This is a genomic window from Photobacterium sp. 270122K (assembly GCF_059941365.1).
In genome coordinates, this window is the sequence record NZ_JBPOEN010000006.1 from 230,298 (window position 1) to 255,026 (window position 24,729).

Below are 24,729 nucleotides of genomic sequence, written 5' to 3' on the forward strand. Positions count from 1 at the left end.
GCACACGGTGATAAATAGTGTACGACAAGCGCTAATAACTCAGTTCAAATTTTACCGCGCCGCTGTCCACATCCACCGAATCATCGGATTCCAACTCCCCGCCCGCTTCCACGGAAATACTGAAATTGTCTGTAGCGTTAAATTTGATGCCTCCGCCAAATTCGGTCGGATCAATCGCATCTTTATCTTGATACACACTGTGGCTATCTTTCATCCCATTACTTACAGGGCGACTCCCCTGCCCATAAAACTCCACCGCCTGATTCGCCAGTTTAGAATTATCAATAAACACCTCACCCAACGGGCGCTCGCCGGGGGCGACATCTTGAGGGGGTAATGCAGGGATTAATACAGCGGTGCCGGATAACGATGGCAATGGGTCTTCTGACAAGGCATCTTGTGGTGAAAGGACGGGCTCCGCATTCGAAGCGGATTGTGATAACACATCGGATAAGGCGGGAAGAGGGGCTGTTGTTTCCACATCGCTCAGCGAAGCAGAAAACGGAACAATACCGGTATCACTCGTCGGAGACGTTTGAGCATGCGCCTGACTACCCGCCACCTGAAGACCCATGCAAAGACAGGCTGTCACAATCACTATACCGGTTCGCTTATCCATACCCTTTCTTACGCCTTCTCCTTGATAATATAACGGTTATCATATCGCGAACCGCCGTCGTTTGCAGCAAGGCGACGGCAAATCAAACAGAGACGCGTATCCAATTCCTGATTTCTTAATTAATGGGTTAGCGTGGAAGGCAATAAAATCGAAATAATGTATTCGCGTAAGTCACATGTCGATATCGCCAGATGACCCGCCTAAGAGGGAATGAAAGAAGAGGATGGAATGGATGATTAATGGTGGACGTTATTCATGATGAGAGATATTGGGTGTATCGACAACGAAAGGAGGGATTCGCTCATCCTTGAGCATGATAAATCACTTCGCGTGCTCTACAGTTTCAGTCGCTTGAGAAGCATTCGCGCTATTGATAATGTGCCCTGTCGCTACGCCTTGAGTAGCTTGTTCCATCGACAATCCAGTCGCATTCGCTTGTTGGATAAGGTCACCGTTTAGACCATTATTTGAGCCTGCTGAACCTGCAGCAAAAGCAGAAAGAGAGAAGATGGAGAGAGCGATAATGAATGCGTTTTTCATAATATGTACCTTCTTCGTTATGGTGTTCTTTAATTGGGGTAGTGTTTAGAGGCTTTCCCCTCTCGACATGAATAAGGTTACTGTGATTCTTATCACATGTAGAGGAAACCCTGACTTTCCACTTTGGAAACCAGAGTGACACACCTCACACAACACCTGTATGCAGAATGAACAGACAGTACAAAGGCGAACGAAAACAAGGGTAATGTTTGCGGTAAAATATTAACGCGCGTTGAGAAAACGAATTCGGGAGTGATAAGTAAGATTCACGCTTTCGTTTGATTAAGCACGCGATTGTAGGCTTGGAATAACCACTCCTTTTGTGGATCATTTTGCTTTGCACGATGGTAACTCATCACGCAATTGATTTTGAGATCGGATAAAATCGGTAACGAGATAGCACGGCAACCACTAGGGATAATTCGCGACATCGTGAATGAAAAATGATCCGATTGACGGACGATATTTTCAATAGCAGATATATTCTCGACTTCCACGCAGGGCGTGATTTGATACCCAACACCGGATAAGCGTTCAAGAATGGGGTAACGCACGTCATTCCAACCGGGATTTCGCGTGATCACAAAAGGATATTGAATGAGCTCATCGATGGTTTGGGCGGGGTGTGCATCTCGCACATAAAAGGTAGGAGTGAGTTCGCAAATCGATTTTTGTAGAATAACCTGAGGCAACGTATCATCATAGGTATTCAATAAAACGGCATTCTCCCCTTCCACCAGACGCGCGCGCGCCTCTAAACTCCAATTACGCATTGAAATTTTGGCTAATGGCGCATCTTTCCGTAACTCCAGATAAAGCTTATCGCCAAAGTTATCCCAGAACAGCGCATGGCCATACAGAATGATTTCCTGCTTCAAGGTTTGTGGGGAAAACTCACTGTGGTGAATGGCGTCGAATGTCGTCAAGATATGCTCAAAATGGACAATGTTCGTATCCATGAACAAGGTAGGCTCAAAGCTATACCGCCCTTGAATGAACAAGGGATCGTCAAAATGGGTCTTCAACTTAGAGAGGATTTTGCTAATCGCGCTAGACGTTTTCCCTAATGCGTCCGCAACCAACTTAACATTGCGCAATTCATACATTTTGACCAAGACATAAATGCTTTGTATGTCTAAATTATGTCCCATAAGGCCACTCATCCCTTCATTCACCCTCTTGGAATATAGAGTTATCAATCGTTAACTCAAAATGAAAGCCAACAGAGTGTGAAGTGCATTACATCTTTTTACCAACGGATAAGTTAATCATCGTTACCCACTCGCTATTCATCGCAACCTGACTTGCGTTTTTCTTATCCTTCTACCTCGCCACATTTTGCAGCAACGTCTCAATACTGAACGCATGTTTCGCTAAACAGTTGCGAAATCAATGGTTTTCACGCAATTTTCAGCTCAGATTCTCCACGCAAAATCATCAACCCCCATAAAAGGTGTGATCATGAAAACCAATAAAACGCTTACCGCCTTATTTATCGCTTCTGCACTGTCGTTCGGTTTGGTTCAACCTGCTCAGGCTCATGAATATACGCTTTCAGTACAAGACGCTGAACGTCTTGGTATCAGTGTGCCAAAGATTAACGTGAATTATGATGTGCTTCCCTACCAACACATTTTGTATGGTTTCCAGCTGCATGTTGAACTAGAGGGGGCAACGTTAAACACAACAAACGTCAACACACTGCGCAACGCCACTACCCTATCCACCCACAATGTTGTTCGTCCTTACCGCGTAAGTGCAAACACCATCAGCTACCGTATTTCGGGTGAATTAGACCATCGTGCAGTGAACTTCATTGATTTCACGCTCGATAAAAGCGTGCTGTCTACCGATCATGATTTGACTCTTCGTATTCCCGTCGAGATCGACGTGACGCCGCCAGACGCACCGCACCCGCAGGCTAACCAAACCGCTACATTGAATGTAGACGGTGTGAAATCTGAGGACTTCCTTATCGACACAAATCGTACGGTATATAAAATCACGCTGAATGACGGGGAGTTTTTACCGGGCTGTTCAGACCCAATCGCGCACAGCATTCTTCGCACCAGCAATGTGGATGGCATGGTACGTATTTGGAAAAAGACCAGCAAGACGGTCGAGTTCATTGTTGAAGGTGGCTACCATACGCCAATCGTCGGCAACTGGAACTTTGAGCTTGAACCAAGCACCACAACGCTGAATAAAACGCTGCATATCAGCACACCTATTCAACACTAACCACGGTTCTCTGCCATAAATAAAGCACTCGTTCGCGAGTGCTTTATTCTGAAAGACCAGTGCTTGCTATCATAGTGGGGCAATATCTGTTTTCTTTATGCTAACCGATATGAGAACACCCCTAAAAAAAGGGGATCGTCGGAAATATTACGATTTATCTCTTCAGGTCGGTAAGAAAAATCATACTGTAAAAGAACCCACCGGCACTTGGTTAAATGCTTTTTACTTGCAGAATTCAAAACAGAGTCTTTAAATGTTGGATAATATGACATATCTGAAAGCAGTTTATCAATCTCAATTAATTTATAACCAGAGCAATTACTTTCTTGATTGGATAATTCATAATATCCGACACCACATAAATCTTGTAATACATCTAACTCACAAAAGTCTAAACTAGCGTCATTCATACCCAACCATATAGAAACGACACCATCCTCTTCAAAACCTTGTTCGTAATAATCATCATCTTCAGAATAATCAAACAATGCCATTTCGTCTCCTTATCATTTTAAATACTGTCGTTTAGATAGACGAGCCAGTATCTTGGACAAAAATAATTTTAAACTTATTTATTTCGCCCATCGGCAGCCCATTTCTCGCGAATTTCCTTTGGTGAGGGAGGCGGAAAATTAACGCCACGATCTATCAACTGTTGCTTGACCTTCACCGCCCATTTATAGGCGTCGGTTTCTTTATCTAATAAAATTTTGCTTAAGCTTTTATGAATTCGCCAAGCCATATCAGATCCAGTCGGTGTACGTTCTGTATGATCTGCACCTAACTCCATTAAATAATGAGCAATTTCATATTGACCGATATAGAGTGCATGATGTGCACTATTCACCTGTCTTTTGTTTGATAAGTTGATATCAGCCCCGGCTGCAATTAACATTTTGATCTGTGACCAGTTAGACATACCTATTGCATCAAACAAAGCAGGATAACCATTTGAGTCCAGTGAATTAGGGTCAGCGCCGGCTTGTAACAAAATTTCAAGCATCTCATCATCATTACCACCCGCAACCATTCCTATGGGTGTAGAGCCAATAGGATCAGGAAAATTGGGGTCGGCTCCTAATTGTAACGCTAGCTTCATCGCAGGCTTATCTTTGTTTATAATCAACCAAAACAAAGGCGTTATGCCTTCTTTGCCGTGAACATTCAGCGAAACACCATCACTGATTTTTTCCTCGGCCCGATTTTTATTACCACTTTGTATATCTTGAAGTAATGCAACCATTTCAGGTTGGAAAAAATCAGATGCTTTCATATCTATACCCTCAACATTACACGCACTCAGCAGCCCTGCGATCAAGAGTGTTATTGACTTTAAATAGCGGCGGATATTTAGCATTTTAATCATCCAATAATTAAGGTGACACCCACTCCACTTTATTATCAAAAAATCTCATCAAACGACTATCAATCATTCCAATACTTTATGCCAACTCTTCCGTAACAAATTTCGAGAAGCTTCATGTAATCCGTACTTTATCTATCAATGTCAGACATGACAAACCCTAGACACTTGGCTAGTTGATAAAGGATGGTATATCAGATTTCTCACACTACCTTTAGCACTTTTCGATTGGTGTTTACCTTTTCCACTTGTTGCTGGCCAAGGCGATCTCCATAGCACATTCCAGTTAACAGGCCTTTACCACATAACAATGAACGCCGCACACAGCGAATAGTACGGTGTTGCTTTCTTGTCTTTGGCATAATAGAAACTTCATGATTGGCCCCAGCTAAAAAATTCTATGCTGTGTCCTGAAATTGAAAATTAGCCATTTTTAGTTCAATTATTAATGTTATCAGGAGTATTAATTAAATAGATTAGAACGACTAATAGCCCTACTCATAATTAAAAATAAATTAAGTAACACAACCTAGAACACAAAAAAATATGGGTGTCCTCTTAATTGAAAACACCCGTCATATTAATTTAACATTAACTGTTTTTCATGCCAAATTATTTATTAAATCAGATAATGATTGTGAAACAAATAATATCGATTCATCACTATCAATATCTTCTTCAACATCAACAAATACAATCGGTGGATTTTCATCACAGTTTCTATAATCATACGCAAAAAAACACCCACCACCACCACTAGAAGCTATTGGAATCAGATCATTATATATTTCAGACCATTTCTTCCATTTTTCAATCACACTATAAAACTTTTGGTCTTCTATACTAACTTCCAAGATGTGGTACAGAGGTCCAAATGGTGATGATTGCAATTCTCCACTTGTTACAATCTCTTTGTTTGGAGATTTACCTTGATTATATTTAACCGTATCTTTGTAATCTTGTGGAAGTCTTATTGCAAGGATAGACTCCAATTTATACAAATCACTTAAAGATGCCTCACCTACAGGTGGTTCCACATACACTCGCCATGAAACACTCATATTATCACCATAAAAATTTATCTTTTATAACCACCACCCCATACTGACATTCCGCCGGTATGGGGAACAAATGCTTCATGTTCCGCCTGTGACACTAACTGCATTCTTCCCGTATCTTGATGGTGATGCCATGTTAAACCAAATGGAGATGATTTATAAGCGGGATCTCTCAAAAAATGATCAACTTGGCTGTCAGTTAAACCCATTTTTTGGGCAATCGTTGGATCCATCTCCAACGCTTCTTTTAACCTCTCGTTAGCATACTCAAAATGAGAGCCTGGATCTCTATTCCCCAACATTTCGTCAGGAACAATAGTATCAAATTTACTATTAAAAATGGGGAATCCATTTAAATCTCTTGTAAGGGTTATACCATCTCGAGTTTCCGATTTACCGGCATTCTTAGACAGAATAATTGTTTTTTCTTTACCAGAATTTTTTCCATATTGAATAATAACTTTGTTATTATCTGATATTTGAACACGTCTAGTACCATCAGTAAACTTTTCTAAAGCAGCAGGATCTATAAAGCTGGTACCTTCCAGACTAAGCACTGAATCAAATTTTACAGCATGATTATCAAGCCTATCATCTATAGTCCTTCTTGCATTACCTCGAGCGCCATTCATACTTAATATGCCATGAGGAACTTCTAGTGTTGCTAACTTTAATCCTGCTTTTGCACCTGTCGCTAAATCAATAACATGTGAGCCAGTATTCGCACCCAACTCAAACATATTACCGGCAATTGCGTGATCTATGGTTTCAGAAGCCCAATCTTTCGTGCCTTCCCACATTGCAAGGCCAGTTTCACCTAAACGACTTTTCGCAGCAAAATCCCCATTAAATGTCGCATTAACAAAATCAGACGTTAATCCCTTAGCACTGTTGAATGCATTGCTGATATTGCCATAAGGATCCAATAGAAACTCTGATAACCCGAGTGCGGATTCATAGCCAGCACCTATACCAAAAGCCCCGACTGGGTTAAGCTGACTTAGTTTGTTAACAGCATTTGCAACATCCGTTCGATTATCTACAAGATGTTGATTTGCATAATCAAAAATATTCTTCCCTCCCTTGCAACTCAATTCAAGCGGATCAACCCACTGCAAGGGATTAGGAGTGAATCGGTTCGGATCGAGTGCATCGAATATATCCCCCTCTTTACAGCTCAACCCCAGCGGATCCACCCACTGCACGGGGTTGGGGGCATATTGATAAGGATTGATACCACCCAGTAGCCCAATGGGGTCTTGATGGATGAAGCGGCCTACTTGCGGGTCGTAGTAGCGGAAGCGGTTATAATGCAGGCCCGATTCTTCATCCCAATACTGCCCCTGAAAGCGTAGCGGGTTAGATATGTGTGCAATGCTTGGGGTCGCGACACCCTGTACGCTGTAATCTGCTTGCCAGACAATCTCGCCGTGTGAATTGGTTAATGTCAGCGGGGTACCGAGATGGTCGAGGTGGTAATGATACACCTGCCCGTTCGCCACCAGCGCGACGGGTTTAAAACTGCCCGGCTCATAGAGGTACCACGTAAACTGCCCTGCGCAATGTTCACCAATGAGCTGATCGCCATCCCACAGGTAATCAATTTGCTGACGTTCGCTGATTTTGGCACTGCGTCGCCCTAAAGCATCGTAATGGTATTGGGTGTATTTTCCGGCTTTTTTGAGGCTAATGAGCTGATTGAGCCCATTGAAACACCGCTGCTCATTCCCTTGTGGCCCAAGGGTTTTGGTTTGGTTACCAAACGCGTCGTACCGAAAATAGGCATCATACCACTGTAATAACTGATCCCGTTCGACGTTGATCCGCGGCGCGGTGTCGTCCTCGCTATGGTCTCGCGGGATCTGCCCATCACACGGTAACGGATTACCAAAACTGTCAAACGCAAACAAGGTTTCTGCCTGAGCGTGTCCTGACGGCAATGGCATGGCGCCCTGCGTGAGTTGATCCAACACATCAAAGCTGTACTCACTGTCACCCCGTGTGCTGTCTTTAATGCCCACCAGTTGGTCAGCCACGCTGTAGTGGTAATCACGCTGATGGTCTGGGTGTACCGGCGAGGTGAGCCGCTGTTGCTGCAGTCGTCCTTGTCGATCAAAAACGTGCTGACTCGTCACGCCACTGGCCCACTGCCGCACCGTTTCGCGACCACTGCTATCAAACTGACGCGTAAACACCGGTTGTTGTTGCCATGCCATGGCGATCAAGCGGCCTTGCGCATCGTAGCGGTACTCGATGCGTTGTTGATCAGGCAATACTGTCACTGTGCGACGACCGGCGTTGTCATACTCGTGCTCTACACACCAGTTGTCTTGCCACACGTCACTCGGTTGCCCGTTGGGGTGATACTGTATGCTCACTTTACGCTGGGCATTATTCGCGTATCTGATGCGACCCAAGGTGTCATAGTGAAAATGATTGGCGTGAGTTAAGCCATTCACACTGCAACGCTGCTCAAGCACACGTCCGCACGCATCACGGCGTAAATGGACAAAACGATCGCCATTTTCCGCCACGCTGATCAGCTTGCCCTGCCCGTCATACTGGTATTGCTGGGTGCGGCCATCAAACCCAACCGTCTGTGTGACCCGTTCCTCACCGTCATACTGCAATGAATACGTGACGCCGTCACTTCGCGTGATCGCGGTGAGATTGCGTTCTTTGTCGTAGCCAAAGGTTAACGTGCTGCCGTCAGGCCGAATATGCTGCGTCGGCTGAGCCAACCCTTCATACGCTAATCGATGCGTGCGCTCCAAGGGATCAGTCATCGTGATTGGGCGACCCGCCCAATCATAACTCAGCGAATAATGACGACACTGATCGGCCTGATCATGAGGATACTCGCTGATCTTGACGATCAAGCCGGATCGATCACGCTCATACTGTGTGACCCAGCCATCGGGACTGATGATCCCGTTCATTTCCCCTAACGCATCGTAGCTGTAACGGGTGATTGCTTCGCCTTGTTGCTGCGCAGTAAGCTGACCTTGAGTCCCCCACCAATAACGTTGATCCTGACCGTCGGATTGTTCAATGTGGATTACGCGCCCGTGGCGGTCATAGTGGTACTGTTTTTCAAGGCCACCGGGCAATTGCTGACTCAGTAACCGCCCGAAGCTGTTGTAATCATTCCGCCAAACGCGATTTTCCCCGTCAGTGATCTGAATGACTTGCCCTAAGCGATTGTATTGGTAACGGGTGATACCACCATCTGGTGCTTGCTGCTCACTCAGTTGGCCGTAAGCGTTATACCGAAAATGCGTCACACCACCACTAGGCGTGATGTCAGCCACTTTGCGTGATCGACTGTCGTAACGGTACGCCCAACGGTGCCCAAGCGGCGAAACTTTGGCTAATAAGCGACCGTCACGATTGTGCTCAAAACGCCATTCATTGCCTAAGCTATCGGTACTGATCGCCACATGATTGGCTTCATCGTAGGTGAAACGGTAGTGGTAGTGCCCTTCATCCCCCCACTGGGCAATGCACTTCGCACGCGCTCCTCGCCCTTGCCATTCAAAGTAATGGCGAAAACCAGAAGGACGGGTTCGCTGAACTAATAAGTGGTTGTCATAGCGATATTTTTCAACGTGTTGCTGACGGTTACTCGCTTCGCACAAATCCCCTTCCGCGTTGTAATGATAATGCGCGAGCACTACCGCGTGGGTGATCCGGCCTTGCTCATCGCGCGCATTGGGGGACGGACTCTGTACTTCCGTCAAACATCCCCCACGATCATAGCGAAACTCTAATTGCGCTCCCCCATTGGCAGAAATACCAATTAAGCGCCCGCCACTGGAATAACTGAGCGTATATTGCAGGGTTTCACTTTCACGAATACGATCCATCACCCAACGGCCTTGTTGCTGAGTGAAACGCAGTTGGCGGCCATTTTTAAGGGTGAGGCGATACACGCTGGGGGCATCATGCAATAAGCTAGCACCAGCAGTCAGGTGATAACTGATCTTGCCGACCGCCACAGCGGGAAAAACCAATTTGTCACCCTGATGATCGACAAAGTGCCACGCTATTTTCCCCGTATCTTCATCCGTAACAGGCGTTAGCTCACCGTGAAAATTACTGCGCCAACCATAACCTAACCCCACATTTTGTTGGCTCAGGCTGGAACGGTAGGTGCGCTGCCAATGTATCGCCGCACTGCCCGTTAACACGACATCAGTCAGGGTGAGGATTTCTTCTCCCGTCGCCATCGACACCGGATCACCACAGTAGGCCATTTCATCCGGTGAAGCGGCGACGGGGCTGTCAGTCACACTGTTTTCACCGGTACCGGCAGCCGGACTGTCATCGCGCCCCCCTTGGGTCGTGACGGTGCGTTTCGCACGCGGCGCAGGCGGGGCTTTCGGTGGCGCGTGCACAACCATTGGCTGAGCGACCGGCACCTCATACACACTCAGCGTTTGATCAAATAACGCTTGGGCAAGGGTTTCTTTCGCTTGGGCAAAAGCACGGCTACCCATTGAGCGCGCACGCACTTCGGCTGAAAAATCCAATAATCCTAATACCGCCAACAGATCGGCCCCCTGAATGGGACGTAGGCGAGAAAATTTATCGATATGCAGACGGGCTAGCTGCAAGGTGTGAAAATGCACCGCTTTGCCTCGCCCCTGTTTAGCAACCGTGAATCGGTAAGCTCTGCCATCATTGGCTTTTAGTTGCAGTAGTCCGTCCATGTTTTTCCACAATCATCCACTAAGGTTGCCACGAATAGAGGGCCGCACCGCGATAGAGCACTTCCGAGCTCTCTAGTTGCAGTGTGGGGTGGCGGTATTCCCCCCGCCGATAACGTTCATACAAGTGCAAAAGGTTATATAAGCCGGAACACGCACCTAACTCACCGACCACAGCGCCGTTCATGACAAAGCGGGTATATCGCCCTACGGCGCGATCTAGGTGGTGATACGCCATCGCCCATTCTTCATTACAGTTCTCTCCCCCCAAATAAGGCGCGTAAAACTGATGAATAGGAAGGCCGCAGGCGTGTTGATAACGTGAAAACAAGGCTCCAACCGCCGCATGTGCGGTATGGGTGGCTTTATCTTTGGTTAGGGCTTCATAAGAAAACCACTCGCGCTGTAACCCTTCTGACGCGGCCGATACTTTTACCAACATGACGCTGTCTGTGGCCGTTATGCTTGAGACATGATCCGCCGAATCGGCATCGAGAAGCGGTGACAGCGGTTCACACAATCGGGGATCACAATCCACCGCCAATACCCACACGTAAGGCTGGTCGGCCAATAGCGCGTCAATACGCTTCCAGGCCAATAACATGGCGCCTCGACCGTATGGGTACAAATAACAGGAAGGGTGGGATGACAACGCCGGAATCGCCTCACAGACACTGCCAAACAAAAGAGGATGTTGTGACTGATCAATACTGCCTAATTGCGGTAATAACACAACGACCGGTGCCGCATGCCATTCAATGGATTGTGTTTGTAGCGCATGTGACAAGAGAGCGGTCAAACGCTGGGGAACCGGGCTTGCCGCTATCGGGATCATGGGGGACACCCGTAAACTGCTGTCACCCAACATCCTAAGATGCGGCGGCTCAGCGGGCATGTCGCCAAAGCCTAATAACTGTTCACTGTCGTGATTGTCACCAATCCAAATGCTGTGTGGCTCAATCACCATCGCCTTTGCCCTCACTACCGCTGTTGCGATCTGATCCTATACTGCTGGGCTTTCTCGCCATGCTTGTTTATCGGTGTGGTGTTAGTTCAACGAAATAGAACCGGCTTTAAGTGCAATCGTGCTACCGTTGATCGATATACTGTTACCTTTAATATCAACCGTGCCATCGCTAGACAAGGTGATGGTCGCGCCACCGGATTTCAATACAATTTTGTTCCCCGCATCAATCACCAACTCTTTACCGATAGTTTCGGTTTGGTTGTTATTCACGGTTGAAGTTAGGTCGTTTTGTACCGTTTGCTGAACATTGTTATCCACGTTCAGCGTGAGATTATTCATGATGTGCTGCAGCGCATCATTTTCGATTAAGACTTGCTGATCGTTTTCAATGTGGGTGTGATGATCTTTCTCGGCATGCATGTAAAACAGCTCTGCGCCTTTTTCATCATCAAACCGGATCTCATTGAAATTGGCGTCGCTGCCTTCTTTGGTTGAACGGCTTTTTATCCCACTCACGGTTTTCTGCGCAGGCAGATCATAAGGCGGGTTATTATCCCCGTTATACAGTGCACCACTGATGATCGGCTGGTCCGGGTCGCCATCAAGAAACTCGACTAAGACTTCTTGCCCCACTCGCGGGAAGAAAAAAGCGCCCCAACGGTTACCCGCCCAATTCTGCGCCACTCGGATCCAGCAGGAACTGGTACTGTCAGCCACCCCTTCGCGATCCCAATGGAATAGCACTTTCACGCGCCCGTATTTGTCGATGCAGATTTCGTCGCCTTCATCACCGGTCACACGGGCGGTTTGTGCACCATAAACACGCGGCTTAGGCGTCAAGAGTAAGGGACGGTATAAGGTTTCTTTCGGCACACAGGTAAACTGGTTTTGAACCGTTTGGTAAGCATTTTTGCTCGCCCCGGTCTGGCTGGTAATGGACACTTCCATATTCAGCTGGGTGATCAGAAAGCTTTTCCCTTCTAAACGCTTATCTTCATGAAACTTGAAAGTAAAAAACTGCCCAGCATTAAAACTGCGACAGTTACTGCCACCAGAGGACAATTCCGCGTCGCGTTGCAGCGCATCAACCGTCATATTGGCCGCATTGGTGGCCCGTGTCAGAAACTCTGACTCGGCCAAATATTCATAGACTTCCGTCTGGCCCTGCTGCGGAACCAACGCCGCATCCACACATTGCCCCTGTGGCTTACTGGTTGGCTTGATGAAATCGTACCCTTGTTTCACACTGCTGCCAGGCACCACTTCCAGCCCGCTTGACCACGTGTGAATATGAGATTCCGCCAAACTGCCAGAGGTAAACGCTACCTGCTCTTCCGCGCAGGGGGCATACGCCGTTAAATCATCGGCCAGTACCAAATAATGGGCGTCTTTTTCGTGCTGGAAGAAATAAAATATCCCTTCTTGCTCAAGCAAACGGTGAACAAAATCCAGATCAGATTCATGATACTGCACTTTGTAATCGTAAATAGGGTAGGTCTGTATAAGTTGGGTCTTCACCCTCACGCCATGCTCAGCCAAAATGCCTTTTACAATCTCAATCACATTGAGTTTTTGAAATATACGGCAATTACTGCGTTGTGAAAGGAATTGACAGCCCGGACTGATCTCTAAAACATAGTCCTGATATTTTTCGCCTTCTGCCATCGACGGTACACGACTGCCTGCAGAGCGAATAGCCGTCACAATACCGTTATAGTATTTTTCCACTATGGCATCGTCGATGGTATTAAGAAGGGTAATTGAAACTGACTGACCAATAATGTCATTTGCACTGATTAATTGGCCATTGGTATAGACATGTGCTTGAATAGAAAAAAGCATGGAAATCCCTTCTTGGATTTCCGCTTTGGTAATATGAAAAACATCTTTGCCTAACGGCGTTTCAATTTTTAGAATGTTATTATCTTGTGACGCTTTTTTCATGGGTATTCTATCCAAGCCACTGCTTTATACCCAAACAACCTCAAGACAGTGTGTTTTTTAGTGAGGGTGCTTGGGTATAAACATAAAGTACGGGATAGAAAACCTATCCCGTAACCATTTTGTTTGCTTACATTTTCTGACCAAGCACACCGCTGTAGCCGTAAACGAACTGGCCATCATTGTTGTTCTGATCGTTAGAAGGAAGCACGGTCATTACCATTTCAGTGTAAGAAATGGTGATCGTTTCTACTGGGCGGTCGTCTTGGATAGACACGCTGAAGTTAGAGATCATGGCATCAGTCAGTTTGATGTTCATGATTTCTTCTACTTTATCACCTTGCTTAGTGATGTAGAAAATCGCTGGTACACCTTTACCAATCGTTGCTTCTTGGAATAGCAACGTTGAAGAACGGTCTTGCAGCTTAGTGATTGTCAAATCGTATAGACGTGCAGCACTGGCTTCACGGTCGTGAGACGTACCGGTGTAAGACGTGATTTCACGGCCTACGCTCCAGTCAACAGACAATAGTGTGATTTTATCTTTGAAACCTTCAGCGGTCGCCTCACCTCTAATTCCGTTATAATCCAAGTAAGTATTCGATTGCATGCTAATCTCCTGTAGCATTAATAATTTACCCTGAGCGGGCATTGTCGCCATTAACGATTTCGTCTGACAAGATTTCGATGACTAATGATGTCTATCATTAATGAATCACTTACTAAGTATTCAATGAAAAATGACATCTTCACCATTAGACCTAACTTATTATCCCTGACTAATTCGCTAGAATTAACCAAAGAAAAATCGGATTATGAATTGCCTCGCAATTTATTCATGTATCCGGATACATCTCAGTGAAAATTCACCTTGTATGTGCCATTTTCCATATCTACTAATATGTTATTAAAGCGAGATTTGTCAGCCAGTCGAGACAGTATTTCTGCTGACAACATAGGCAATAAGATATTTTGCAAGTTATTTTGAATCGCACGCGCACCTGAATTACTGTCAAAACAGTTAATATTCAAGTAGCTAACAACTTCATCAGTATATTCAAAGTGCGCATTATGGTGCTCTTTCACTCGTTTACCAATGCGTCCTAATTGCAGATGAATAATATTGGCCAGTACATCTTGCGTTAAAGGGATATAAGGGATCACGTTAATTCGACCTAAAAACGCCGGTTTAAAGACTTTCAACAAGTCATCCTGCAACGCTTTTTTCAGCCCATCAATGGACGGTGCCGTCTCTTCATCGTCATACAATTCGATGGTGGTATCTGTCCCCACGTTCGATGTCATGATGATGATGGTGTTTTTAAAGTCAATATCACGGCCTTCACCGTCTTTGATCGTCCCTTTATCAAACACTTGATAGAAAATGTCCTGCACCCCAGGGTGGGCCTTTTCCATCTCATCCAGCAAAATCACACTGTACGGCTTACGGCGTACCGCTTCGGTTAGGATCCCGCCTTCGCCAAAGCCAACATACCCCGGGGGTGAGCCCAACAACAACGATACCTTGTGCTCTTCTTTGAACTCCGACATGTTAATCACAGTGACATTATCTTCACTGCCGTACACCTGCTCAGCGAGAGCCAAGGCCGATTCTGTTTTACCTACCCCACTCGGGCCCGTCAGTAAGAATACGCCGTTGGGCTTACGTTCATCACTGAGTTGTGCGCGGGCGGTTTGTGCCACTTTACTGATCAAATCGAGTGCATGATCTTGGCCAATCACGCGCGATTTCATGCGCGCATCTAACGTAAGAATGCTTTCGATTTCGTCACTTTGCATGCGACCAAGCGGGATCCCCGTCCAGTCAGAAATCACTTCAGCCACTAGCACTTCATCAACTTCTAAGAACACCATCGGATCGCTGTTCTCGCCAAGGCTTTGCTTAATGCTCTGCAGTTGCGTTTTATCGTCGGCTTCGTTCTCTGACTCTGCCGCCACCAAGCTATGCAATAACCCTTTAGCTTGCTCAACCAGACCGGATTCACTTTCCCACTGTGCTTCAGCCAGTGCCAAATCAGCACGAATTTGCTCACGCTTTTCCGTTAAGGCGTGGAGCTTTTCACTGTGGTCTGTGCCTGTGATTTGCTCTTTTTCGAGGACCGCCATTTCATCCGTCAGTTGCTGCTGATGACGTGTAAGATCTTCCACTTTCCCCGGCATACTTGCTTGGCTCATGGCGACACGCGCACAGGCGGTATCCAGCAAGGCCACGGCTTTGTCCGGCAGTTGACGGCCATTAATGTAACGGCTAGACAGTTTCACGGCGGCCTGTAAGGCGTTATCCGTGATCACCACGTTATGGTGTGCTTCCATCACCGGCAATAACCCACGTAGCATCACCACGGCGGTCGCTTCGTCCGGCTCTTCCACTTTCACCACTTGGAAGCGGCGCGTGAGTGCGGCATCTTTTTCAAAGTATTTTTTGTATTCCGCCCACGTTGTAGCAGCAATGGTGCGTAACTCACCACGTGCGAGCGCGGGTTTAAGCAAGTTAGCGGCATCATTTTGACCCGCTTGCCCGCCGCTGCCAATCAAGGTATGCGCTTCATCAATAAACAAAATAATCGGTGTCGGCGAAGCCTTTACTTCTTTGATGATGGTTTTCAGGCGGTTTTCAAACTCGCCTTTCATGCCCGCACCGGCTTGCAACAACGCTAAGTCCAACACGCGGATCGACACGGTTTTCAGTACATCCGGCACATCGCCTTGACTGATCCGCTGCGCCAACCCTTCCACCACGGCCGTTTTCCCCACCCCAGCTTCACCGGTTAAAATCGGGTTGTTCTGACGACGACGGGTCAGAATATCCACCATTTGGCGAATTTCGTTATCTCGTCCCAAAATCGGGTCAATCTCGCCCGCACGCGCTTGGGCGGTCAGATCAATCGTATATTGATCCAGTGCCTGCGCATTGATGGATGATTGAGCTTGTGCGTCGCCATCACTGGCCGCTGAGGTCTCACCCGATTCTGCGTCAATAGCAGGCCAGCTGATCAATAACTCTGCCGGATCAATCTGTCCCAGTGAACGCACATTGCGTAGCACCAGTGATGCTAAGCTGTCATCTTTAAGCAGGGCATAAATCAGGTGCACACTGCGGATCTGCGGATCACCAAAATCAATGGTGGCCGCCATCCAAGCGGCACGTAACAACGCGACAATATGCGGTGACAATCCCGGTGTGCTGCTGTTACCCGTGCTCAGTTTCTCCAGTCCTTGGCGTAACTCGTTTTGTAGCGCGGGCAAATCCAAATGAAAGTGCGTGGTAATACGCACCAAATCCCCTTGTTGGTCATCCGCCAACACGGCTAACCAATGCTGGATTTCGACACTAAAATGGCTGCGGCTGTTACATAACGCTGCCGCCGCTTCAAGCTGACTTTTACACTGTGGCGATAATTTATCGACTAACGACTTCAACGTCATTGTTGACATGGAACACTCCCTTATTTTCAATGCTTCGCATCACGCTTAGCGCGTGTGATTTCCAATGCGTTCACTCCGCGATCCCACCGGGATGCGTAATATTTGATCCTTGAGCTGGTGATTACTCATTAATGCCCCACCCAGCCCTAAGCCCAACCCTTTACCGTCCAAACTTGCAACAGGCAGGTTTTGGTACGTGGTCACTAAATACCAATCGACACTGATCGCCGGCGGGACGTAATGCGCCACCACGCTTTGCAGCGTAAAGAACACATCCCCTCGGCTCATCAATGCCGTCGCCGTTTGTCGATCACTCGCTTTGATATCAATATCCAACGCGGACGATAAATCCCACGACCGTTGCCCTAGCATACAACTGACGCCGAGCTGGGCATGTTGCCCTTCGGGCTGCAACGCAGAGCCTAATCGGCTTTGCTCTTCCGGCTCTAAATGGATCCAGCGCCCGACAAATTCATCCACCGTCACCGTACAGCCACTGATCGCTTCCAAGGCTTGTCGTAAACTTTGCGTGTTGCGCACTGGGTTGGCAAACAAGCCCCCCAGATAGACATCCAGCGGCTGAGTCGCCCCTGTTAATGACTGCAACACGGTATCAATGGCAGAAGACTGCCCGTTGAGATAGCGCTCGTGCTGAATGGGATGCTGATATTTTTCCCATGCGCGATAACGCAACGCGATCAAACGGTGATTAAACAAGTCAAAAAATTCACGTATCGCCACGTCTTTTAAGCGCGAACGCTGCATCACGGTTTCCGTGTAATGACGCGGTAATACCCCACTTGGGCCTGTTAGCCCCATAAAATTCACGGTCACATCCAACCGGGGCTTACCGTTAACGCCTCGCGTTTCCGTGACCTGCTCGATAGCGGCACCGGGAAAGCCTAAGTTTTGCGACGCTTTAAACCGGATCCGCTCATTGACGGGCAAGGTATCCGTGCCCACTTCACTTTCTTCATGATCGTCGAGCATCGCCCGTTGTAGGGTGTACACCGCGCGGTAAAAATCATCGTGGTCAATCTGTTTAATGAGTTGGCTGATCTTCACAATAACGCCTTGCCCCCAGCACTGGCTGGCCAGCGATAAAACCGTTCCGATTGCCCACGAAAACGCACGCTCAAACGGATAAAGCTATTAATGGCGGTATATTGAGAGAAAAAGTGCGATAGCACACAGCCAAAGAAAAACAAATTGGTGCCTGACAGTTCAATACTACTGAACTCCAGTTCAATATCGGAACCGTGACAAAAGCCTACACGACCATGCTTTACCACCCGCGCATTGGCCGGTTGAATCCGCATATCGGTGATTGCTTCTATCAAGGCCTTGCTCTGTGGCGTTTGCTCAAAATCGTACAGTTTCAAGGTTTCTTTCAATACATCCAGCCCTTGCTCGCCGGAAAAGTGATTTAAGGTCAGGTGCTTGGCAAACTGCCAGCGGGTTTTATCTAACAGTTGAGGGCGTACCGGTTGAGTCGGCGCGGTTAAGCAGCGTACTTCTTTCAATTTATCGGCGCGTCGCACAATGTTCATGGCTGGTTGTCCACCGCCAAAGGGCAAGCGCACGGGTAAGTTACGGTTGCTGCATAAGGCATTGACGGTCACCAGCCAATGTTCGGCTTCATCGACTTCCACACTGCGCGCATTAGGATCAACAATCGACAGGTAGTTTTCACACCCCGGTTCGTCATGCCCGCCCGCCCAATTGGACTGCTCACGACGTAATGACCAGAACATGTCATTCTCAGTCAGGTAATTGCCCATTCCTGTGCCGTAGAAAGGCGCGATGTTGATCTTATTTCGATGTTTATCGAGTGCACTGACCTGCTGCACCTGTATCACTTCACACACCTCTGCTTCACCATAATTGGGGATCAACGGGTATTCGGTTTGTACGGGTTTGAGCTCGATCGGTTCAAGATCTTGCGAAAACAAATTGATGATCGGCGTACAACCGAGCAAGACATGATCCTCTGTCACCTGTTTAGGCAAAAAATCATCGCTCTCATCAAAATAGATATAGAGATCGATTTCATCGCTATCCCCCAACCAATGGGGGTCTAAATCAATCAAATCGAAAAACAGAAATTTTTCAGGAAACAAAAAGTGCTCAACCAACAACCGATAACCACTGAAGGTCCGCTTTTGATACGGCACCACTTCATGCTCATCCTCAAACCCCACCGCGGCAATATGGCGACTTTGTAGGTAGTGGGTTGCACTGTTCGACCCTTTCGGCGCAATGGCAATCCCCGTGGTCGAACGAAAAAGACGTTGATACAGCGCGTAGCTAATTTGCTCCTGGCCGTTCAGGTAAAAACGGAGTTTGTTTATCCCTAACGTACTCAAGCGCGTATTATCAAACTCACAGCTTAAGGTCAGCTTCAGTACCGATTGGGCGGATTTTTGAAAGTTCGCTTGCGGGGCTTTAAACGGCGCATTCTCAAACCGAGCTTGTGTCACCTCCACAGGCCAAAGTTCAGTGTCGTAGCACGTGGTAAAGCGGCAGGTTTTGAACCCTTCAACCCGGCTTTCTACTGCGCTTCCTCTTGGCAATAAAAAACCGTTATCATTGATGTTCTGCGTCGTCATTTTAATGATGGACATCGACGGGATCGTGGCATGGTAATCGGGGTATAGCTGCCCCAATAGCGCTTCCGTCAACTCCGGAAAACTGTCATCAAGACAATAACGGGTTTGCGCCGTCAGTAACGCAAAGCTTTCAATCAACCGTGACACATGCGGGTCTTCCACATGCTCATCACTCAGGCGTAATCGTCCTGCCACCTTCGGATAGCGCTTGGCAAAATCCGCCCCCAAGTGGCGAATATAAGCCAACTCACGGTTGTAATATTTAAGAATTTCATCACTCATAGTTACGACTCATTAATGCGGATGCCCAAACAAACGGGTTCAACTTCCGAATCAAAAATAACCTCTTCTGGCTCCGAAGTGGCATGGAATAAGGCATGGATACGCAAACGTAAGATCCGATCAAGGGGCTGTTCATCCCCCACCACGGATACCGCAACATCTGAAAAACGGGGTTCAAACTTGCGGATCGTACTTTCAATGATCTGACACAGCACTTGACGCCCATCTTTACTGCCCAACGACATGGAGGAAAAATCGGGTAGTCCATAAGACAACAACGAGCAATCTAACTCCGGGTAATGCTCAGACCACACATGCCAATGCACTTTGGCATTAAGCAAGTTTTCCAAGTCTCTGCGCACGCTATGGCGCATATCCCGCCAGGTAAACGGACGGGATAGGGATTGCGGATTTTCAGGGGCATCATCAAGTAACCGGTCAAGCAGTGAAGGCACTAACGGCTGACTGGTTTTCATGTTTCCGTCACCTTATGCCACCGTGGATGCGCTATCTGTCGTCGCACACCTTATTTGCGAGAGCACCAACGCCTCTTCACCAAACAGCACCATTTTCAACCCGGTGCCCACACACACTTCTGTGCCCAACACTTCACACCAATCCGTTTCACGGCCGAGTTTTTCTGCATCACTCTGGCTGCCGATGTAAGTCATAGGAATGAAGGCTTCACCACATAAACCGCCCTCAATTTCGATATCCACTTTGCGCCAGACTTGCTCGATCAACGAACTGACAGGCAAAATTTCCAATCGCTGCACGGCATCAAACGGGACCAAATAATAGTTACCGTCAGTGCCAAATAATTCGAGGAAACCCGCCAGTGAATCGTCCAGATCCCGCAGTTCACTGTTCGTCTGACCATCAATATTCATCGTGACAGGTTGGCGATGTGCTTCTATCTGATGCGCCCACGTCACCACATCTTCAGTCTGCTTTTCACGCAGGGCTAAACGCAGCTGCAGCATGGCGGAAAACGCATCATCCACCTCACGTACCAAGGTGGCGGTAGCGGCCCCTTGTTCAAAATCTAAACGGGATTGCGCAGCACGCAGTAATTGACGAATATTGACCGCCCCAACGAGGCAATCCGGGTATTGCTTGATCAGTAAATTCAGTTGTTTGTCGGCACGTTCAAATTGCCCGTCAATACAAAGCAATTCAATGAAACTGCTGCGCAACTCAATATCTTCCGGGTTGTCTTTTAATTGCGTAGCGACATAAGTAATTGCCTCAGATAATTTTGCTTCCTGCAACAATGCTTTTAATGCGTTCATGGATAACCCTTCCTAATTATTTTGTGACGACAACTCGGTAATTAACCGGATACTCGATACCATTTGATCCAATTGAAAATGCGGCCGTAAATGAATAATCGAATAATAATGACCCGACTGACCGGCTTTTTCTTTTACCCTAATCCGCGCTTCATTGAGCGGATAGCGCGAACGCACTTCATCAGACGCATCTTCCGTGGCGGTGGTATATTGTAAAATCCATTGCTGGAACTCACGTTCAATACTGTCTGCCGTACTGTGTGACCCGACTTTTTCACGTCCCATCACTTTTATATAATGAGCAAACCGTGACACACATAAAATATATTGCAGCATGGAGGACAAACGGGCATTTACCTGCGCCCCCAGCACATCGTAATGCTTCGGTAAGTTGACCGACGCATTACTGAAAAACACCAAGTACTCACTGTAAGGCACCGGTGAGACAGGGATGAACCCACTGTCAGATAACTGCTTTTCTAACCGGTCGCCCACCTGTAAATCAATCGACGGCTTACTCAACCGCGTACGACGTGATGTCACATAAGACGTCGTCGGCAAGTTAAATACTAAGCCACGCTTAAATTGACTCGGTTGTAACCCACGGATCTGGCTGAACCAGCCCGATTCGGTAAACGCCCGAAGGGCAACCGCAGCAAAGCCATAAGCGGCATTGCCCCATAGGTGATCGCTTTGCGGGTCTTCAATGTGTTCCTTGAAGTAAAACCCTTCCCTGCGAGAGCCATCTTGCTCATAAGGTGCCCGCATTAACACATGCGGTAAGGCTAACCCTAAAAAGCGTGAATCTTCCATTTGACGCAAACTGCGCCAATTGCGATATTCAATTTGTGAAAACTGTGCTTGAATATCATTCACGTTAGCCAAATCGGCATAATGATCCACACCAAAGAATGACGGCGCAGCCCCTGTCACAAACGGTGCAAAAGCGGCCGCGGCGGTATTACAAATACCTCTGAGTGTGTCGATATCGTTATAATGAATACCCGCCGTGGGTTTATGTGAAACATGATAATCCCCGATTAACAAACCAAACGGTTCGCCCCCCGGCATATTTAATTCATTATTATAAACAAGACGGAATAAGTCACTCTGGTCAAAGTCAATTGCGCGACCGATATCTCGACTTAATTCTTTCCATGTCAAATTCAGGACTTTTATTTTACAGCTAAGCTCATTATCAAACTCAGACATTTGTTCGGTTAAATACAGCAACCCACGCCAACTGGCTTCCATTTTTTGAAACGTGTCGTGGTGTAAAATAGTATTGACCTGATCGTTAATACGCGTATCTATCGCTTTTATCGCGCGTAATAACAACAATCGGATGCTGTCTTTGGTACAGGTCGACCAACAAAATTCACGGTCTTTCTCCAACCAAATACGTAATGCCCAGAAGTCATCATCCTTTGCTAAGAATTGATCGATTACATCGGTTTGGGCATACCACGCATCGTCATTGTTGGTTGTCTGATCATTACTGGCAAGCTGCTCAGCATCAATGAAGTGAAGCGTTGACTGCATGTATTCGACATCCTGTCTGACGAGAGAAGCAGGTGATAGTCACCTGCTTCTTGAGGGGGGCGCTTAGTGGCCGATTTCCGGAATTTTCGCCACAAGACGTAGCGACGTGGTGAGCTCTTCCATTTGCAACCATGGGCGTAGCCATGCAATGGCATTGTACGCACCCGGTTGGCCTGGAATTTCTTGCACTTTCACTTTCGCTGCAGCCAATGGGTATTTCGCGCGGATCTCCTGACCGCCCCCTTCCGCCGCATTCACGTAAGTCAAAATCCAACGGTTTAGCCAGCTTTCCACGTCTTCCGCTTCCATGAAGCTACCGATCTTGTCTCGTGCCATCACTTTCAGATAATGGGCAAAACGCGAGGTCGCCATGATGTAAGGAAGGCGCGCTGAAATCGCCGCATTCGCCGTCGCTTCAGGGGAGTCCATGATCACCGGTTTCTGCGTAGTTTGTGCGCCAAAGAACACCGCGTAATCGGTATTTTTGTAGTGACACAATGGCAGGAAGCCCAATTTACCCAATTCCGATTCACGGCGATCGGTAATGCCAATTTCCGTCGGGCATTTCATGGCCGGATCACCTTCATCGCTGACATACATGTGAGACGGCAAGTTCTCAACACGGCCACCGCCTTCCGCACCACGGATCGCGGTACAGAATCCGTACTTAGAAAACGCTTCTGTCAAGCGCGTACCTAACATGTACGACGAGTTCATCCAGCAGTAATCTTCGTGATCAACACGTTGCGACAGACCCGTGATCGGATCCAACGGGAATTCTTCATATCTGAATTCTTCGATCGGTGTCGTTGTTTCGCCGTACGGTAAGCGAGCCATCACGCGTGGCATGGTCAATGTCACGAAACGCGAGTCTTGGCTTTCACGGAACGCACGCCACTTGCTGTATTCCACCGAATCAAACAGTTTTTCTAAATCACGCGGTTTGTTGACTTCGTCCCACTCATCAAAGCCGAACAAGTTAGGTGATGCAGCCGACAAGAACGGTGAGAAGCCCGCAGCGGCTACATTTGACATCAAGGTCAACGTTTCGATATCTTCCGGGTGATTAGTAAATTCATAGTCACCGATCAGAGCACCATACGGTTCGCCACCCGGGGTGCCGAATTCCGCTTCGTACACTTTTTTGAAAATCTGGCTTTGATCAAACTCTACCGCTTTGCTCAAATCCTTATGCACTTCTTTCTTGCTAATATTGAGCATACGGATTTTTAACGTTTGACCGGTTTCAGACTTGTGCACTAAGTGGTGCATGCCACGCCAACTGCCTTCCAACTTCTGGAACTGTTCGTTGTGCATGATTTCTGCAAGTTGAACGGATAGCGCGTTATCCAACGCGGCAATCGCTTCACGGAAGGTGATCGTCAGGTTTTTATTCCACGTGACCGTGCCTTTTAGGGCTTCTTCCGTCAACGTACGTATTAGCTCTTCCGCACGCGCGCTTTCGGTTTGCTTGGTGGCCGAAATAGCCTGCTCAAGCAATGAGCTGGTCTGTTCTTCAACAGCGGCATCTAACGCCTCTGAGATTGGCTGACTCATTCTGCTGGCTCCTTCTTCCCTTGATTCAATTCGTCCGATAATTTTTGTAGATCTTCGGTGTTGCTAAGGACGGTTTCCAACAGATTCTCAAGTTCTTCAGAGCGGTCAACTTTGGTCATGAGATCGCGCAGCTTGTTACGGGTTTCCATCAGCTTACGCAGTGGTTCAACCTGGTTCACAATCGCCGCAGGTTCGAAATCTGACATTGACGAGAAGTTCAAGCGAACGTCTAGCTCGCTGTCGTCATCCGATAACTTATTATCCACACGCAGTTTCAATCTCGGGTTCATGCGGTTCAGAACATCATCGAAATTATCACGATCAATCTGAATAAAACGACGGTCTTTGATCGGCTTTAATGCATCGATATTCTGACCCGCAAAGTCCCCCATGACCCCAACTACAAAGGCTAGCTCTTTCTTAACGCTAGCCCCTTCGGTTTCGATATCATAGGTAATGTGTACCCTTGGTTTACGTACCCGTGATAACTTCCCGTGGATACTTCCCATATTGCTCTCCCTATTATTTACATCTTACTTTGATCATTCGCCAACGAACGCCC

The 24,729-nt window shown here is 47.3% G+C and carries 19 protein-coding genes and 1 pseudogene; 1 reads left to right on the top strand and 19 read right to left on the bottom strand.

Going from position 1 to position 24,729, the window contains the following annotated elements; translation table 11 throughout:
• Positions 1-31: 31 nt before the first annotated feature.
• The 4 genes and pseudogenes from ACSF8W_RS12965 to ACSF8W_RS12980 all read right to left on the bottom strand — a co-directional run.
• On the bottom strand, positions 32-619 hold the full coding sequence (locus tag ACSF8W_RS12965; RefSeq protein WP_500847739.1) for a hypothetical protein: 588 nt from the start codon (positions 617-619) through the stop codon (positions 32-34).
• Positions 620-940: 321 nt separating this feature from the next.
• The gene (locus ACSF8W_RS12970) at positions 941-1,159 is read right to left on the bottom strand and encodes a hypothetical protein (protein ID WP_500847740.1); all 219 of its coding nucleotides are present in this window, start codon (positions 1,157-1,159) and stop codon (positions 941-943) included.
• Between the two features lie 266 nt (positions 1,160-1,425).
• The gene (locus tag ACSF8W_RS12975) at positions 1,426-2,118 is read right to left on the bottom strand and encodes a type 2 periplasmic-binding domain-containing protein (protein ID WP_500847804.1); all 693 of its coding nucleotides are present in this window, start codon (positions 2,116-2,118) and stop codon (positions 1,426-1,428) included.
• Between the two features lie 18 nt (positions 2,119-2,136).
• Positions 2,137-2,322: pseudogene (locus tag ACSF8W_RS12980) on the bottom strand (LysR family transcriptional regulator); the annotation flags it as partial.
• Between the two features lie 298 nt (positions 2,323-2,620).
• On the opposite strand from ACSF8W_RS12980, the gene ACSF8W_RS12985 reads away from it, so the two are divergent.
• A complete protein-coding gene (locus tag ACSF8W_RS12985) occupies positions 2,621-3,400 on the top strand; it encodes a hypothetical protein (protein WP_500847741.1) in 780 nt (259 codons plus the stop codon).
• A gap of 95 nt (positions 3,401-3,495) precedes the next feature.
• Here the strand turns inward: ACSF8W_RS12985 and ACSF8W_RS12990 are convergent, their stop codons facing one another.
• The 15 genes from ACSF8W_RS12990 to tssB form a co-directional block, all read right to left on the bottom strand.
• The gene (locus ACSF8W_RS12990; protein WP_500847742.1) at positions 3,496-3,894 is read right to left on the bottom strand and encodes a hypothetical protein; all 399 of its coding nucleotides are present in this window, start codon (positions 3,892-3,894) and stop codon (positions 3,496-3,498) included.
• 74 nt (positions 3,895-3,968) lie between these two features.
• On the bottom strand, positions 3,969-4,757 hold the full coding sequence (locus ACSF8W_RS12995; protein ID WP_500847743.1) for an ankyrin repeat domain-containing protein: 789 nt from the start codon (positions 4,755-4,757) through the stop codon (positions 3,969-3,971).
• 608 nt (positions 4,758-5,365) lie between these two features.
• The gene (locus ACSF8W_RS13000) at positions 5,366-5,824 is read right to left on the bottom strand and encodes an SMI1/KNR4 family protein (RefSeq protein ID WP_500847744.1); all 459 of its coding nucleotides are present in this window, start codon (positions 5,822-5,824) and stop codon (positions 5,366-5,368) included.
• Between the two features lie 17 nt (positions 5,825-5,841).
• Complete coding sequence (locus ACSF8W_RS13005; protein ID WP_500847745.1) at positions 5,842-10,533, bottom strand: RHS repeat-associated core domain-containing protein; 4,692 nt, start codon at positions 10,531-10,533, stop codon at positions 5,842-5,844.
• Between the two features lie 19 nt (positions 10,534-10,552).
• On the bottom strand, positions 10,553-11,497 hold the full coding sequence (locus tag ACSF8W_RS13010; protein ID WP_500847746.1) for a hypothetical protein: 945 nt from the start codon (positions 11,495-11,497) through the stop codon (positions 10,553-10,555).
• Positions 11,498-11,578: 81 nt separating this feature from the next.
• A complete protein-coding gene (gene tssI, locus ACSF8W_RS13015) occupies positions 11,579-13,441 on the bottom strand; it encodes a type VI secretion system tip protein TssI/VgrG (protein ID WP_500847747.1) in 1,863 nt (620 codons plus the stop codon).
• A gap of 127 nt (positions 13,442-13,568) precedes the next feature.
• On the bottom strand, positions 13,569-14,048 hold the full coding sequence (locus ACSF8W_RS13020) for an Hcp family type VI secretion system effector (protein WP_500847748.1): 480 nt from the start codon (positions 14,046-14,048) through the stop codon (positions 13,569-13,571).
• 245 nt (positions 14,049-14,293) lie between these two features.
• On the bottom strand, positions 14,294-16,894 hold the full coding sequence (gene tssH, locus ACSF8W_RS13025) for a type VI secretion system ATPase TssH (protein WP_500847749.1): 2,601 nt from the start codon (positions 16,892-16,894) through the stop codon (positions 14,294-14,296).
• A gap of 36 nt (positions 16,895-16,930) precedes the next feature.
• Positions 16,931-17,950 (bottom strand): type VI secretion system baseplate subunit TssG, encoded by a 1,020-nt coding sequence (gene tssG / locus ACSF8W_RS13030; protein WP_500847750.1) that lies wholly within the window; start codon positions 17,948-17,950, stop codon positions 16,931-16,933.
• Positions 17,947-19,776: a type VI secretion system baseplate subunit TssF gene (gene tssF, locus ACSF8W_RS13035; RefSeq protein ID WP_500847751.1), complete on the bottom strand. Its 1,830-nt coding sequence runs from the start codon at positions 19,774-19,776 to the stop codon at positions 17,947-17,949. Before tssF ends, tssG begins: the two co-directional genes overlap by 4 nt.
• Positions 19,777-19,778: 2 nt before the next feature.
• A complete protein-coding gene (gene tssE, locus ACSF8W_RS13040) occupies positions 19,779-20,252 on the bottom strand; it encodes a type VI secretion system baseplate subunit TssE (RefSeq protein ID WP_500847752.1) in 474 nt (157 codons plus the stop codon).
• Between the two features lie 12 nt (positions 20,253-20,264).
• Entirely contained in the window at positions 20,265-21,068 is an 804-nt protein-coding gene (locus ACSF8W_RS13045) for a type VI secretion system accessory protein TagJ (RefSeq protein WP_500847753.1), read from the bottom strand.
• Between the two features lie 12 nt (positions 21,069-21,080).
• Positions 21,081-22,610 (bottom strand): type VI secretion system contractile sheath large subunit, encoded by a 1,530-nt coding sequence (gene tssC, locus ACSF8W_RS13050; protein WP_500847754.1) that lies wholly within the window; start codon positions 22,608-22,610, stop codon positions 21,081-21,083.
• Positions 22,611-22,673: 63 nt separating this feature from the next.
• Positions 22,674-24,167 (bottom strand): type VI secretion system contractile sheath large subunit, encoded by a 1,494-nt coding sequence (gene tssC / locus ACSF8W_RS13055; RefSeq protein ID WP_500847755.1) that lies wholly within the window; start codon positions 24,165-24,167, stop codon positions 22,674-22,676.
• Positions 24,164-24,676 (bottom strand): type VI secretion system contractile sheath small subunit, encoded by a 513-nt coding sequence (gene tssB, locus ACSF8W_RS13060; protein ID WP_428479162.1) that lies wholly within the window; start codon positions 24,674-24,676, stop codon positions 24,164-24,166. The genes tssC (ACSF8W_RS13055) and tssB overlap by 4 nt, the downstream gene beginning before the upstream one ends.
• Positions 24,677-24,729: the final 53 nt, after the last annotated feature.

Excerpts from the sequence above, each read along its gene's own strand:
- ACSF8W_RS12965 (WP_500847739.1), bottom strand. The coding sequence starts at position 619 with ATGGATAAGCGAACCGGTATAGTGATTGTGACAGCCTGTCTTTGCATG.
- ACSF8W_RS12970 (WP_500847740.1), bottom strand. The coding sequence starts at position 1,159 with ATGAAAAACGCATTCATTATCGCTCTCTCCATCTTCTCTCTTTCTGCT.
- ACSF8W_RS12975 (WP_500847804.1), bottom strand. The coding sequence starts at position 2,118 with ATGGATACGAACATTGTCCATTTTGAGCATATCTTGACGACATTCGAC.
- ACSF8W_RS12985 (WP_500847741.1), top strand. The coding sequence starts at position 2,621 with ATGAAAACCAATAAAACGCTTACCGCCTTATTTATCGCTTCTGCACTG.
- ACSF8W_RS12990 (WP_500847742.1), bottom strand. The coding sequence starts at position 3,894 with ATGGCATTGTTTGATTATTCTGAAGATGATGATTATTACGAACAAGGT.
- ACSF8W_RS12995 (WP_500847743.1), bottom strand. The coding sequence starts at position 4,757 with ATGCTAAATATCCGCCGCTATTTAAAGTCAATAACACTCTTGATCGCA.
- ACSF8W_RS13000 (WP_500847744.1), bottom strand. The coding sequence starts at position 5,824 with ATGAGTGTTTCATGGCGAGTGTATGTGGAACCACCTGTAGGTGAGGCA.
- ACSF8W_RS13005 (WP_500847745.1), bottom strand. The coding sequence starts at position 10,533 with ATGGACGGACTACTGCAACTAAAAGCCAATGATGGCAGAGCTTACCGA.
- ACSF8W_RS13010 (WP_500847746.1), bottom strand. The coding sequence starts at position 11,497 with ATGGTGATTGAGCCACACAGCATTTGGATTGGTGACAATCACGACAGT.
- tssI (WP_500847747.1), bottom strand. The coding sequence starts at position 13,441 with ATGAAAAAAGCGTCACAAGATAATAACATTCTAAAAATTGAAACGCCG.
- ACSF8W_RS13020 (WP_500847748.1), bottom strand. The coding sequence starts at position 14,048 with ATGCAATCGAATACTTACTTGGATTATAACGGAATTAGAGGTGAGGCG.
- tssH (WP_500847749.1), bottom strand. The coding sequence starts at position 16,894 with ATGTCAACAATGACGTTGAAGTCGTTAGTCGATAAATTATCGCCACAG.
- tssF (WP_500847751.1), bottom strand. The coding sequence starts at position 19,776 with ATGAGTGATGAAATTCTTAAATATTACAACCGTGAGTTGGCTTATATT.
- tssE (WP_500847752.1), bottom strand. The coding sequence starts at position 20,252 with ATGAAAACCAGTCAGCCGTTAGTGCCTTCACTGCTTGACCGGTTACTT.
- ACSF8W_RS13045 (WP_500847753.1), bottom strand. The coding sequence starts at position 21,068 with ATGAACGCATTAAAAGCATTGTTGCAGGAAGCAAAATTATCTGAGGCA.
- tssC (WP_500847754.1), bottom strand. The coding sequence starts at position 22,610 with ATGCAGTCAACGCTTCACTTCATTGATGCTGAGCAGCTTGCCAGTAAT.
- tssC (WP_500847755.1), bottom strand. The coding sequence starts at position 24,167 with ATGAGTCAGCCAATCTCAGAGGCGTTAGATGCCGCTGTTGAAGAACAG.
- tssB (WP_428479162.1), bottom strand. The coding sequence starts at position 24,676 with ATGGGAAGTATCCACGGGAAGTTATCACGGGTACGTAAACCAAGGGTA.